Origin of the sequence: Streptococcus bovimastitidis, assembly GCF_001885095.1 — a bacterium.
Taxonomy (GTDB): Bacteria; Bacillota; Bacilli; order Lactobacillales; family Streptococcaceae; genus Streptococcus; species Streptococcus bovimastitidis.
Window position 1 is genome coordinate 1,005,139 of the sequence record NZ_LZDD01000001.1, and the last position, 12,932, is coordinate 1,018,070.

The 12,932-nt window shown below is 39.3% G+C and carries 13 protein-coding genes; 5 read left to right on the forward strand and 8 right to left on the reverse strand.

From position 1 onward, the window contains the following. Window position 1 precedes the first annotated feature (1 nt). From A9Q68_RS04930 to A9Q68_RS04960, 7 genes are all read right to left on the reverse strand, one after another. Window positions 2-871, reverse strand: coding sequence for a branched-chain amino acid ABC transporter permease (locus A9Q68_RS04930; protein ID WP_071793579.1), 870 nt, complete (start codon window positions 869-871; stop codon window positions 2-4). 28 nt (window positions 872-899) lie between these two features. Next, window positions 900-2,072, reverse strand: a complete 1,173-nt coding sequence (locus tag A9Q68_RS04935) for an ABC transporter substrate-binding protein (RefSeq protein WP_071793580.1) — start codon at window positions 2,070-2,072, stop codon at window positions 900-902. A 150-nt stretch (window positions 2,073-2,222) separates the two neighbouring features. Continuing rightward, entirely contained in the window at window positions 2,223-2,492 is a 270-nt protein-coding gene (locus A9Q68_RS04940) for a YlbG family protein (protein ID WP_071793581.1), read from the reverse strand. Further along, window positions 2,462-2,938, reverse strand: coding sequence for a YlbF/YmcA family competence regulator (locus A9Q68_RS04945; RefSeq protein WP_071793582.1), 477 nt, complete (start codon window positions 2,936-2,938; stop codon window positions 2,462-2,464). The genes A9Q68_RS04940 and A9Q68_RS04945 overlap by 31 nt, the downstream gene beginning before the upstream one ends. A gap of 289 nt (window positions 2,939-3,227) precedes the next feature. After that, window positions 3,228-3,818 carry an ATP-dependent Clp protease proteolytic subunit ClpP gene (gene clpP / locus A9Q68_RS04950; protein ID WP_071793583.1) on the reverse strand — a complete coding sequence of 197 codons (591 nt, stop codon included), beginning with the start codon at window positions 3,816-3,818 and terminating at the stop codon, window positions 3,228-3,230. 157 nt (window positions 3,819-3,975) lie between these two features. Further along, window positions 3,976-4,605: a uracil phosphoribosyltransferase gene (gene upp / locus A9Q68_RS04955; protein ID WP_071793584.1), complete on the reverse strand. Its 630-nt coding sequence runs from the start codon at window positions 4,603-4,605 to the stop codon at window positions 3,976-3,978. 224 nt (window positions 4,606-4,829) lie between these two features. Further along, window positions 4,830-6,464, reverse strand: coding sequence for a putative polysaccharide biosynthesis protein (locus tag A9Q68_RS04960; RefSeq protein WP_071793585.1), 1,635 nt, complete (start codon window positions 6,462-6,464; stop codon window positions 4,830-4,832). Window positions 6,465-6,550: 86 nt separating this feature from the next. On the opposite strand from A9Q68_RS04960, the gene A9Q68_RS04965 reads away from it, so the two are divergent. From A9Q68_RS04965 to A9Q68_RS04985, 5 genes are all read left to right on the forward strand, one after another. After that, window positions 6,551-8,005 (forward strand): UDP-N-acetylmuramoyl-L-alanyl-D-glutamate--L-lysine ligase, encoded by a 1,455-nt coding sequence (locus A9Q68_RS04965; RefSeq protein ID WP_071793586.1) that lies wholly within the window; start codon window positions 6,551-6,553, stop codon window positions 8,003-8,005. Window positions 8,006-8,347: 342 nt separating this feature from the next. Then, window positions 8,348-9,130, forward strand: coding sequence for an ABC transporter ATP-binding protein (locus tag A9Q68_RS04970; RefSeq protein WP_071793587.1), 783 nt, complete (start codon window positions 8,348-8,350; stop codon window positions 9,128-9,130). Window positions 9,131-9,154: 24 nt separating this feature from the next. Next, complete coding sequence (locus A9Q68_RS04975; protein ID WP_071793588.1) at window positions 9,155-10,081, forward strand: iron-hydroxamate ABC transporter substrate-binding protein; 927 nt, start codon at window positions 9,155-9,157, stop codon at window positions 10,079-10,081. Between the two features lie 16 nt (window positions 10,082-10,097). After that, window positions 10,098-11,126 (forward strand): FecCD family ABC transporter permease, encoded by a 1,029-nt coding sequence (locus tag A9Q68_RS04980; RefSeq protein ID WP_071793589.1) that lies wholly within the window; start codon window positions 10,098-10,100, stop codon window positions 11,124-11,126. Continuing rightward, the gene (locus A9Q68_RS04985; RefSeq protein WP_071793590.1) at window positions 11,123-12,124 is read left to right on the forward strand and encodes a FecCD family ABC transporter permease; all 1,002 of its coding nucleotides are present in this window, start codon (window positions 11,123-11,125) and stop codon (window positions 12,122-12,124) included. Before A9Q68_RS04980 ends, A9Q68_RS04985 begins: the two co-directional genes overlap by 4 nt. Window positions 12,125-12,158: 34 nt before the next feature. Here the strand turns inward: A9Q68_RS04985 and A9Q68_RS04990 are convergent, their stop codons facing one another. Then, entirely contained in the window at window positions 12,159-12,821 is a 663-nt protein-coding gene (locus tag A9Q68_RS04990) for a DUF1803 domain-containing protein (protein ID WP_071793591.1), read from the reverse strand. Window positions 12,822-12,932 lie beyond the last annotated feature (111 nt).

The following is a 12,932-nucleotide window of genomic DNA, read 5'->3' on the forward strand; positions in this document are numbered from 1 at the left end:
CTTACACCTTTTCCTTAATATTTTTGCCTAAAAGCCCTGCAGGTCTTATTAATAAAATGATGATTAAGACTGCATAAACAATGGCGTCACGGTAACTAGAGAAGCCAAGAGTAACCGAAATAGTTTCAATAAGACCTATCATGAAGCCACCTAGGGCAGCACCAGGGATAATCCCAATTCCACCCAGAACCGCTGCGACGAAGGCTTTGATCCCTGGTGTCATTCCCATCAATGGGTTTATTGAGTTGTAATATAAACCAATTAGGACACCCGCAGCTCCAGCTAAAGCAGAGCCTAAAGCAAAGGTGAAGCTAATGGTTGAATTCACGTTGATCCCCATCAGTTGGGCAGCATCACTATCGACAGAGACTGCCCTCATGGCCTTGCCCATTTTGGTTTGTTTAACTATGAATTGCAAGCCTAACATTAGCATTAGCGATACAAACAAGATAATCAGCTGAACGTTACTAATGCTAACTGGTCCCAGTGTGTATTTGACCGTTTTTAGTGCTTGTGGAAAGGCCCTAGCCTCTGCTCCCACTAGATAAACCATTCCGTATTCTAGGAGGAAGGAAACGCCGATGGCGGTAATTAGCGCAGCGATTCTCGTTGAGTTACGCAAAGGGCGATAAGCCAAGAATTCAATCAACATGCCCAGACAAGCTGTAATCAGCATGGTCAACAAGAGGGCCACAAAGATATTGAGGTGGAAATGATTAATGAGGAAGTAGCCAATAAAGGCTCCCATCATAAAGAGATCCCCATGGGCAAAGTTAATTAATTTAATGATGCCGTAGACCATGGTGTAACCCAGGGCCAAAAGGGCATAGACACTGCCCAAAATCAGGCCATTGACAAGTTGTTGTAGCATTTATCTACCCATCTTTCTTCTTATACTTTTACTCAGCAGCAATAACAGTGGTTGAGCTTTCTTTTCCTTTTGTCAATCCGATAACGGTGACAGATTTAATCGGATTGTGCTTCTTATCGACCGACATGGTTCCTGTCACCCCTTCAAAATTTTGCAATTTGGCAATCCCTTTGGAGATGTCTTTAGAACTTTTGGCGTCTTTTGCAGCTTCCGCTGCCATATAGACAGAATCGTAAGCTAGGGCTGCGAACATCGAAGGTTCTTGCCCGTAACGCCTTTTATAATGTTTAGCGAAGGCGGCTGCTTTTTTAGAAATGGATTCTGAGTAGCCTGAGAGATAGTAGACATTAGTGACGTTGTCTTTACCGCCCAGTTCCACCAGTTTAGCGTCCGCAAAACCATCAGGACCGACGATTGGTACTGTTATTCCCATCTCACGCGCCTGCTTAATAATGGTTCCTGTTTCCTGGTAATAGCCCGGCATAATAATGGTGTCAAAGTTTTGATTTTTGATTTTGGTTAAGGCTGACTGGAAGTCTGTATCCCCTGATTGATAGGTTGATTCAGAAATAATTTTTCCTTGATAAACTTTCTTAAAGCGTTTAGCAATCCCTTTAGCATAATCACTTGAATTATCATAAAAGAGGGCCACTTTTTTAGATTTTAAATGATCTGTCGCAAATTTAGATAGGACATCCCCTTGATAGGAATCAATAAAAGTTGCCCGGTAGATGTAGTCATACGTTTTTCCATCTTTTGCAATAGTCAAGTCATCTTGTGTCCCAGAAGGCGTAATTAGAGGTACTGCTGCGGCTGTTGCATTTGGTGATGCTGCGGCTGCAGCTCCTGATGTGGCTGGCCCAACAATGACATTGACATTATCCTGGGTTGCTAAACTAGTGGTTACTGTTGCGGATTCCGCATTTTCGGATTTATTATCTTTGGAAACAATTTCTAGCTTTTTACCATTGATACCACCAGCCTGATTAATTTCCGCCACGGCCATCTTAGCACCAACTTTTTCTGCTGAGCCATATGCCGAAACCGGACCTGTTAATTCTAAATTTAAGCCAATTTTAATGGTTTTTCCAATTTTTGTTCCCTTGGCATTTGATGTACTACTTGGAGGCGCCGCATCACAAGCTGTCAAGGCAAGAAGGGCTAAGCAGCTAAGAGTTATCGCAAGAATTTTCTTTGACATATCGCATTTCCTCATACAGTCTAAAATAATATGTATCTAAGAATACAGAATTATCAGAAAATTGTCAATAGTTCAAACTTAATTTCTTCAAAAAAAACATTAAGAAAAAAAGAAACTAGGAGATTGAATTCCTAGTTTCTACATTCCTATTTATTCCGCAACTACTTCTTCTTGACGATGTAAATTACCGACAAAATTATGATCTAACGCTTCAAATTCAGATACAATCACTTCTTTGACAAACTTAAATTTACTAATTTCTTTAACTTTTTCTTGAACGTCTTCATCATTGACATATAAAACGAGATATCGTGATTTTTTCGAATGGTAATGAAGGTCACCAAACTTTAGTACTTTTCGTGCATCACGGTTGTAATATAAATAGACAATTATTCCAACTCTTTTTTGTCGTTCAAACATGCTATATCCTTTTCTTTAATATTTTGATAAATACCACGTGAGACTTTTTCGTGTCGGGTAGCTAAGGGCAGACCACTATCAACATAAATGGTTTCCGATACTTGATGGGCAACCTGATTAGTGATGCTCGCTAAAACAGCCTGCAAATCAACTTCTGCAAGTCTTAAAGCAACCACAAGTGGGTTTAAATCAAGCTCTCTTTTTTTAGCTAGAAGTAGTTTTTTTAGCATCTTACTTTCAGGTCGATAAGAGGCATATTTATCCTGATCTGAAAACTCTCTCACTAAAATTTGAAAGGAACCAATTTCTCTTTGGAGATCTGGGTCATTTGTAAAATGTCTTTTAACCTCAAGATAGCTTTGAAACTCCCCCGTTTTCTTTATATCTTCTACCAATCTATCAATAGCATCATCGATAACTAGAAGATCTTGGTTAATGACTAACATAAGTCGATTATACCATAAATTAAGGTTTTTTAAGCAGTCAAAAGACCTTTTTCTTTAAATCTCTCTTAGAGCTTGAAAAAGATATCATCCCCCCAGATGATACCTCTTTTCTCTCTCCCCAAATCATCATTTGATGTTTGGATACAATTATTATTATAACATATGTTGAATATTTTGTCTTTTTAAGGTTTTAATATAAAGCCTGACTTATAGGGTTTTTCACCAATACGAAAGAATATGTTACATTTATGTTAAAAAACACTGAAAAGCAATTTCAGTGTTTAAAGGTCTATTTTAATTCATTGTTTTCCATGATTTCATCGATGAAGCCATATTCAAGTGTTTCTTTAGCATCCATCCAGTAATCACGTTCAGCGTCTTTATGAATTTGTTTGATGGTCTTACCTGAGTTATCAGCTAAGATTTTTTCTAAGCGTTTACGTGTTTTAAGCAATTGTTCTGCAACAATAGCCATATCTGTTTGTTGTGTACCGCTTCCAGCACCACCCATAGGTTGGTGAATCAAGTATTCAGCATTTGGTAACATGAATCGTTTGCCTTTTGTTCCAGATGAGGCAATGATAGTACCCATTGATGCTGCCATCCCCATAACGATGGTTTGGACATCAGACTTGATAAAGTTCATGGTATCAACAATTGCTAAACCAGCTGAAACCGAACCACCAGGTGTATTAACATAAAGATAAATATCTTTGGTATTATCTTGAGCATCAAGGAATAATAATTGGGCAATAATAGAATTGGCCATATTGTCTTCCACTGGACCAGTCAACATAATAATACGATCTTTTAATAAGCGTGAATAAATGTCATATGAGCGTTCACCACGACTTGTTTGTTCAATAACTACAGGAATCATAAACTTCTCCTATCTAAAACTCTTTGAGGGCACTTCTCCCACAAATCTATTTTTTATGACTGACCTTATTATAATCTTTTGGTCAAATTAGGTCAAATAATAAACATAGCTTTTAAAAAACTTTCTAGACAAACTAGAAAGCTTTTTCGATCATTTTTTACTTAGTTCCAAACAATCTATCGCCAGCGTCACCAAGGCCTGGTACGATGTAGCCATGGTCGTTAAGTTTTTCATCGAGTGCTGCTGTGAAGATGTCAACATCTGGATGGGCTTCTTGTAATTTTTTAACCCCTTCTGGAGCTGCCACCAGGCAGACAAATTTAATGTTGGCTGCGCCACGTTTTTTCAAAGAATCTACAGCTAAGATTGCTGAACCACCTGTCGCAAGCATTGGGTCAACAACAAAAATTTGGCGTTGATCAATATCTTCAGGAAGTTTAACCAAGTATTCAACTGGTTCTAAGGTTTCTTCATCACGGTACATACCAATGTGTCCAACTTTGGCAGCTGGTACGAGACTTAAGAATCCATCTACCATTCCGATACCGGCTCTAAGAATTGGAACAATGGCTAATTTTTTCCCTGTTAATTGTTTCTGAACTGTTTTAGCAACAGGTGTTTGAATTTCAACGTCCTCTAATGGAAGATCACGTGACACTTCATAACCCATTAACATGGCAATTTCGTTAACTAACTCGCGGAAATTTTTGGTTGAAGTATCCTCTCTGCGCAAAATTGACAGTTTGTGCTGAATAAGTGGATGTGAAATAACTTGGCATTTTCCCATGGTAGATATGTCCTTCTTTCTATTTTTTCCCTACACATTATACCAAAAATCATTGCTCTTTGCTGAGGAATTTTTCATTTTAAGGAAATTTCTTTAGATATCAAGCTCGAGCTTTAGGCTAACTAGCCCTGGCTCTGCTTGAAAACAATTGCATCAGCCCCATGAAAAAAAGAACAGTTAGAATCCACTCTAAAGCGGTCGCCTGTTCTTTTCTTCTATATTAATTAGTTCATTCTCAATTTTTGTCTCAGTATTTCTGCCTTATGGCCAATTAATTTATCCAGTTGATGTGTCGCCAGTGTTAAATAACCATAGACCAGAATTCCAATTACACCTATGATGAGAAGATACAAGACGCTTGACAGGCGTCCAGTTGGCACAAAGATGAAGCCTAGCAGCCAATTACTGATACCTACGACAATTCCCATAATGGCTGTTAAAATAGCAATCAAGGTAATTTGTTTGTAGAGCAAGTTACGGTTAAAGTTGGTTACTTGATGCAGGCGTTTATACATAAGGAAAACGGGTACCAAAAGACCTAGGGCTGTTGCTAAGATTGGTCCATAAGCATGAAATAGATATATTAAGGGTACCTGAAGAACCAGTTTGGTAATTATCCCATAAGCAAAGTAATATAAGGCTTTGCGATTTTCAAATAGAGCCTGTAGCATTGGAGCCAATAAAGTATAAAAGGCTAAGAATACGGTCTGTAAGAGAACAGCTCTAAATAGGGTAATGGCTTCTGCTGAGCTAAAACCGTAGAAAACGGAATAAAGCGGGCGTGCTAAGATGATAGCACCCGTTAAAGCTGGTAGTAAGAAAATCATTAGCATGACGATATTATTAATGATCAGTTTTGCGGAAGCCTTTTTATCTTTTTTAATGTGGTTCTCTGTCAAGAGGGCTATCCCAACACCACCAATTGAGGCCGCAACAGCAATCAAAATCATGGTGATCTTAGCTGGGTTGGCATTAAAGTAACCAAATTGAATCAAGAGTTGCTCTTTGCTGTAATTGGTAAAAAGCAACATGGTGTTTGAGTAGGTCCATTGATCAATCAATTGGAAAGCTTGGATGGCACTACCAATAATGATAAAAGGAATGGATTCTTTCAACGTCTCAAAGAGTAGTCCTTTGGCGTCGATTGGCACATCCTGTTTTGGTTTAGCAAGAATGGCTCTCAATAAACCTTCTTTGGTTAAGTAGAATACCAGAACAGCCATACTGGCAATCATCCCGATAAAGGCGGCAAAGGTTGACTGAGTAACAGCATGAAGGTAATCCCCAGAACCCATCTTCATAATCATAAAGGTGGCTGTTAACATCCAAATGACCCTGATAATCTGTTCAGCGATTTGACTAAGAGCATAAGGTTTAATATTATTGTGCCCTTGGAAAATACCTCGGATGACACTCATGACCGGGAAGATAAAGACAGCTAAAGAAAGGCTGTGCATAATCGGGATGAGTTGCCCGTCAGACCCTGACATACTTGAAAAAATAGGTGAGGTCAGGTACATGGTGACTGAGAAAATCAAGCCTAAAATGACCATTAATTTCAAGGTCGTACGAATCAGTTGGTAGCTATGTTCTTTCTGGTTGAGGGAGTTGTACTTGGCAACTTGTTTAGCGATGGCAACATTGAGCCCCGTTGTTGAAATCAACAAAAAATAGGCATATACATTATAGCCCATATTAAAGAGTGCGTTGGCTTGTGTCGCATGTTGGCCCATCCAAATTAACCAAGGGATGATGTAGATGACACCTAGCAAGCGACTAATAAAGTTACTAGCTGTCGACCAAACTGTCCCCTGCAACATCAGTTCTTCTTGTGTCAGTTCTTTTTTCTTCTTATCCATAATAATTCTTTCTTCTTATAATAGAACTATTATAAACTTTTGCTAGTTACTTGTAAATCTGAAACATAAAAGATAAAATAAGAATTATGATAAGAATCGAAACTATAATTGACCTCTTGAAAGCTGATCACAATTTTCGTGAGGTCATTTCAAATGACACCTATTACTATAATTTTTCAGGATTAGCTTTTGATCAACTGAGCTATGATAGCCGCCAAGTTGATGACAAAACCTTATTTTTTGCTAAAGGAGCAAACTTCAAGGCTGAGTATTTGGAAACTGCACTTGCGGAAGGCCTACCTGCTTATGTCTCAGAAGTTGATTATGGTTTGTCTATCCCAGCTATCCTTGTCAATGACATCAAACAAGCCATGTCCATTATTGCCATGACTTTTTATGGTGATCCTCAGGATAAATTAAAACTTTTGGCATTTACCGGAACTAAAGGGAAAACAACCTCTGCTTACTATGCCTACCATATTTTAAAAGAATCGCATAAACCAGCCATGTTGTCGACTATGAACACAACCCTAGATGGTAAGACTTTTTTCAAGTCCCAGTTGACAACACCAGAAAGTTTAGACCTCTTTAAAATGATGGCTGAATGTGTAGCAAATGGCATGACTCACCTGATTATGGAGGTTTCAAGCCAGGCTTATCTAGTTGGTCGTGTCTATGGCCTCACTTTTGATGTTGGCGTCTTCCTGAACATTAGCCCTGACCATATTGGTCCAATTGAGCACCCAACCTTTGAAGACTATTTCTATCACAAACGTCTTTTGATGGAAAATAGCCGAGCTGTGATCATAAATAGCGGCATGGATCATTTCCAAATCCTCAAGGAGCAAGTAGCCGATCAAGACCAAGATTTTTATGGTGCTGATTCCGAAAACACCATTCTTAATAGCCAAGCCTTCAGCTTCACAGCTACTGGCAAATTGGCAGGTGATTACCAAACCAATTTAATTGGTCACTTCAATCAAGAAAATGCCATTGCTGCCGGCCTGGCTGCCCTTCGATTAGGGGCCAGCCTTGAGGATATCAAAAATGGGATTGCCGCGACCAGTGTACCAGGTCGGATGGAAGTCTTGAACCATCCAAGCGGTGCTAAAGTCTTTGTAGACTACGCCCATAATGGTGATAGTTTGGAAAAATTAGTTTCCGTAGTGGAAACCCACCAAAAAGGTAAAATAACCTTAATTATTGGTGCTACTGGAAACAAGGGTGAAAGCCGTCGTGCAGATTTCGGAAAAGTTATCAGTAATCACCCTGCCATTGATGTTATTTTAACAGCTGATGATCCTAACTATGAGAGTCCACAAGCCATATCAGAAGAAATTGCTAGCCATGTAGAGCGGCCACTTGAGATCATTGTTGATCGTGAACAAGCTATTAAAGCTGGTTTGGCTTACTGTCGTCAAGAAGGAGATGCCTTGATTATTTCGGGTAAAGGGGCGGATGCTTATCAAATTGTTAATGGTCAAAAGATGGAATATGCTGGTGACTATGCCATCGCCCAAGCATTTATGGAAAACCTATAATTCATTAAAACATAAGTCCATGGACTTATGTTTTTTCTCTTATCTAGGCAGTGATATTATTCCCTCTTGTATAAAGACCTTTTTTCATCTGAATGAAGTAAGTCAGTTACCAATTTATTTTTCGATACTTACTCTCCACAATTCATGCATTCATTATCTGAAAATCTCATCTCAAACGGGGTCTTTTAGAATGATTCTTGCTACTCTTTTTAACCATTCTAAAGTGTCTCATTTTCTTTTAAAAAAATAAGAAAAGTGAAAGAAAAGCCTATGTTAAGCCATTCTGATATGCTATAATGAAATAGCTTTTAGCAAAAATAAATGCTGATAGGAGGTGCACAAATGGCAACCATTCAAGCAAAAAATCTCAGCCTTCAATATGATAAAAAAACCATTATTTCAAATTTATCACTTGATTTTCCTGAACAGAAACTGACAACAATTATTGGTGCTAATGGTTGTGGCAAATCAACTTTGCTCAAAGCATTAACAAGGATTCTTCCCCTGGCCGATGGCCAAGTAGTGATTGATGGTCAAGCCATCTCTTCGTTACCAACAAAGGAAGTTGCTAAAAAAATGGCCCTCTTACCTCAAAGTCAAGAAGTCAACTCTGGCATCACTGTCTATGAACTGGTTTCTTACGGTCGTTACCCTCACCTCAATCAATTGGGACGCCTCAGTACTGAAGATCATCAAATTATTAACTGGGCACTTACTATTAGTAAGTTAAATGACTTACGTTATGACGATGTTGATTCCCTTTCTGGCGGTCAGAAACAAAGGGTTTGGATAGCTATGGCTTTAGCCCAAGATACCGATACCATTTTTTTAGATGAACCAACTACTTATCTAGACCTTAACCATCAAATTGAAGTACTAGATTTATTGAAAGATTTAGTAGAGAAGTCACATAAAACCATTATCATGGTTTTACACGATTTAAACCTGTCTGCACGCTACTCAGACCAAATGATTGCCATGAAAGAGGGGGCAATCATTAAACAAGGAAGTGTTGCTGAGATTATGACTGCAAAAGTTATTCAAGACACCTTTGCCATTGAAGCTCAGATTGTGGAAGATCCTATATACCATTGCCCCATTATGTTGACTTATCAACTCATATAAATTTTATACTAGGAGAATAGTATTATGAAAAAAATGTTTGCCTTTATAGCAGTACTTGCAAGTTGCTTTTTATTAGTTGCTTGTTCAAGCAATCCGCAAAATGCTAAGGATGATAAACTTGTCATCTCAAAAATGCCTAAGATTTCCGGCTTCACCTATAAAGGTCAAGTGCCTGAAAATCCTAAGCGCGTGATTTCATTATCTTCAACTTATACTGGTTACCTTGCCAAATTAGACCTAAATCTTGTTGGGGTGACCTCTTACGATCAAAAGAATCCCGTTTTAAAGAAATATATCAAAAATGCTAAAGTTGTTTCTGCAACTGATTTAGAAGCTATCACAGCTCTGAAACCTGATCTTATAATCGTTGGTTCAACTGAAGAGAATCAAGAGCAATTGGCTGAAATTGCACCAACAATTTCAATAGAATACCGTAAACACGACTACCTTCAAGTCTTTTCTGATTTCGGTAAGGTCTTCAATAAGAGCAAAGAAACCGATCAATGGTTAAATGACTGGAAACAAAAGACAAGTGCATTATCTAAAGAAGTCAAAGCTGTCACTGGCAAAAATGCTACTTTTACCATCATGGGACTCTATGAAAAAGAAATCTATCTCTTTGGTAAGGATTGGGGCCGTGGGGGCGAAATCATTCATCAGGCTTTCGGCTATAAAGCGCCAGATAAAGTGGAAAAAGAGGTTTTCCCTAAAGGCTATCTTTCTATTTCCCAAGAAGTCTTACCAGATTATATTGGCGACTATGTCGTCGTCGCAGCCGAAGATGAAAAAACTGGTGCTGCATTATATGAAAGCCAAATCTGGAAAAATCTGCCTGCCGTTCAGAAAAAACAGATTATTAAGGTCAATGCCAATACCTTCTACTTCACTGATCCACTTTCTTTGGAATATGAGCTAAAGACCTTGAAAAAAGCCATTTTAGCAAACAAGTAATAAGAAAGGATTGCTCATGTTGACCTTAAGAAAGCCACAATTGGCAGCCACAAAGCAAAAGCAGGATTTCTACCTCCTTTTAGCTTTTATCAGCATTAGTTTCTTAGTGGTCTTCTATTTGAGCCTCCGTTTCGGTGCCAAAAGCTTAAGCCATGAGGAACTCCTGCATATTCTTTTTAATCAATCAGACAATAGCAGACAAAGTACCATCCTTTGGAACCTACGCCTTCCAAGAATCATTGGAGCTATCCTAGTTGGAGCGGCCTTAGCCGTCTCCGGTGCACTCATGCAGGGCATAACACGAAATCCTATTGCTGACCCTGGTCTATTAGGGGTCAATAGCGGAGCCGGACTGGCCCTGGTCATTGCCTATGCCATCTTCCATCATTTGCACTACTCACTAATCATTTTAGTCTGCCTAATAGGAGCAAGTCTGGCCAGTCTCATCATCTTTGGTCTTTCCTATCAAGTTGGGCGAGGTTACCAACAACTGCGGCTAATCTTAGCTGGTGCTATGGTATCGACCTTATTTATGGCATTAGGCCAGGCCATCACTAATTATTTTCATTTGGCTAACGCCATTATAGGATGGCAGGCTGGTGGCCTAGTGGCCACTAATTGGAAAATGATTGCTTATGTAGCCCCCTTAATTCTGACAGCACTAATGATTGCCCAGCTCCTATCTTATCAATTAACCATCCTAAATCTCAACGAGAACCAAGCTAAGGCTTTAGGACAATCCACTATTAAGATGACCCTGATTTTGATGGCACTGGTTTTAATACTTTCAGCTGCAGCTGTCGCCTTAGCAGGAAGTATTGCTTTTGTGGGGTTAATTATCCCTCACCTGATCAAAAAATATATCCCGCAAACTTATCAGCTCAGCCTGCCTTTGATTGCTTTGACTGGTTCTACTTTTTTACTGCTTGTCGATTTGCTTTGCCGAGCAATCAATCCCCCCGTGGAGACACCCCTAACAGCCCTGGTCAGTTTGATTGGCTTTCCTGCTTTCTTATGGTTGGTTCGCAAAGGAGATAAGCTATGAGACATAAAAAGTCCAGAAAACTTAGTCTTGGACTACTCGTCACTTTAAGTCTTCTGATTCTGCTGTCGCTCTCAATCGGCGACAGTTCCTTTTCAGCGACGACACTGATTGACTTATTGACTGGAAAAGCCGATTCTGCTTTGGTCTTTATCATCACCAAGATTCGCCTCCCTAGGCTACTTGCTGCCCTCTTTGGTGGAGCCTCACTTGCCATCTCAGGTATTATTTTGCAAAGCCTGACCAAAAATCCTCTGGCTGATTCCGGTATTTTAGGAATCAATGCTGGAGCGGGTTTGGTGATAACGGTCTTTACCATATTTGATTTCATGGCAAGTTCGCAAAGTCTTTATTTGCTGCCTCTATTTGCCATGTTAGGAGCACTCCTAACGGTTACTCTGGTCTATCTCATGTCCAGTTCTAAAAGTGCTCCCCTTAACCCTGTCACCCTGATTATTACCGGTGTTGGTCTATCTATGATGTTATCCAGTTTGATGATTGCCTTAGTTGGTAATGTTAATCCCTATAAAGTGGACTATATCGTTAACTGGTTGAGTGGACGGATTACCGGCGATGACTGGCCTAGCCTCATGCTCATCATGCCCCTAATGCTTATCCTTTGGCTGCTGTCCTATCGACGGGCCTACCAATGGAATATTATGGGGCTATCAGAAGAAACAGCACTCGGTCTTGGTCTAAACTTGCGGCGAGAACGTGAGCTGGCCTTACTGCTTGCTTCTTGTTTAGCAGCCTTGAGTGTCATCTTAATTGGCAATATTGCCTTCATTGGCCTCATGGCAGGGCACCTCAGTCGTCAATTGGTTGGTGACGACCACCGGCTAAATCTTCCCCTAAGCGCCCTAATTGGTATGATTTTACTCTTACTAGCAGATACCATTACAAGAGTCTTCTTGGTCGGAAGTAACATTCCAACAGGGATTATCATGTCAATCATCGGTGCTCCCTATTTTCTCTATTTAATGACAAAAAATAACATTTAAAAAGATCAAAATCGTTCTGATTTTGATCTTTTCTTTATTGAAGACTGGGTGCCTGATAGATTAAGTTTTCCTGATCTAAGCGACCCAATAAGTGGTATCTCTTTTCTTCTTTTTCCTGTAAATAAGCTAACGTAACCAAGCTCTGGCAGAAAACATCAGGACGTTTCTGCAAAACTAAGTCCTTTCTCAGAAACTTCATCATGAAAGTTGTCAAGTATTTCAAAGCATAATCAGGATTGACATCGCCTAAGATTTGGTAAAGAGCTTCCTGCTCAGCTGACATGGGATAGGCATGTTGCAACTTGTAGAAATAATTAGCCAAGGTCAGGGTTTTACGTTCAAAGTCTGTTTCTTCAATAATCTGCAAGTCATTGGTTTTGTTGGTTAAAACCGTCTTGTATCGAAGTGACTTGATTTCTTGGTAAAGAGTGGATTGATCATCGACAAATACCATTTCATCCAATTGCAATTCTTCTAAAGTGTCTACTTGCGGTAGGTTTAATTGATAGCGTCTTTTACTTCTTGTGATATAGCCATTCTCAATATACAAATCAAGGGCCCTATCTAGCTGTTTCATGTCTGGGAAGGCTTTTTTGATGTGCCTTAGGGTTACATCATCATTGACATAAAGGTAATTAATGAGGTCTTGAAAGAAGGTTTGGCGCGTGATTTTATTGGGGTTGACAACCAGTAACATCTCTATAAAAGTCCTCCTCTGAAAAGCTGACTATCGTTGATGGTTAATATAAGCATGAAAACTAAAAATGTAGTTAATTTCATTTTACTTCTCCTATCTTAAAAAAAGTGG

Bases quoted from the DNA above. Each gene is read 5' to 3' on its own strand.
- A9Q68_RS04975 (WP_071793588.1), top strand. From the start codon at position 9,155: ATGAAAAAAATGTTTGCCTTTATAGCAGTACTTGCAAGTTGCTTTTTA.
- upp (WP_071793584.1), bottom strand. From the start codon at position 4,605: ATGGGAAAATGCCAAGTTATTTCACATCCACTTATTCAGCACAAACTG.
- A9Q68_RS04940 (WP_071793581.1), bottom strand. From the start codon at position 2,492: ATGTTTGAACGACAAAAAAGAGTTGGAATAATTGTCTATTTATATTAC.
- A9Q68_RS04990 (WP_071793591.1), bottom strand. From the start codon at position 12,821: ATGTTACTGGTTGTCAACCCCAATAAAATCACGCGCCAAACCTTCTTT.
- A9Q68_RS04985 (WP_071793590.1), top strand. From the start codon at position 11,123: ATGAGACATAAAAAGTCCAGAAAACTTAGTCTTGGACTACTCGTCACT.
- A9Q68_RS04980 (WP_071793589.1), top strand. From the start codon at position 10,098: ATGTTGACCTTAAGAAAGCCACAATTGGCAGCCACAAAGCAAAAGCAG.
- A9Q68_RS04965 (WP_071793586.1), top strand. From the start codon at position 6,551: ATGATAAGAATCGAAACTATAATTGACCTCTTGAAAGCTGATCACAAT.
- A9Q68_RS04935 (WP_071793580.1), bottom strand. From the start codon at position 2,072: ATGTCAAAGAAAATTCTTGCGATAACTCTTAGCTGCTTAGCCCTTCTT.
- clpP (WP_071793583.1), bottom strand. From the start codon at position 3,818: ATGATTCCTGTAGTTATTGAACAAACAAGTCGTGGTGAACGCTCATAT.
- A9Q68_RS04945 (WP_071793582.1), bottom strand. From the start codon at position 2,938: ATGTTAGTCATTAACCAAGATCTTCTAGTTATCGATGATGCTATTGAT.
- A9Q68_RS04970 (WP_071793587.1), top strand. From the start codon at position 8,348: ATGGCAACCATTCAAGCAAAAAATCTCAGCCTTCAATATGATAAAAAA.
- A9Q68_RS04960 (WP_071793585.1), bottom strand. From the start codon at position 6,464: ATGGATAAGAAGAAAAAAGAACTGACACAAGAAGAACTGATGTTGCAG.
- A9Q68_RS04930 (WP_071793579.1), bottom strand. From the start codon at position 871: ATGCTACAACAACTTGTCAATGGCCTGATTTTGGGCAGTGTCTATGCC.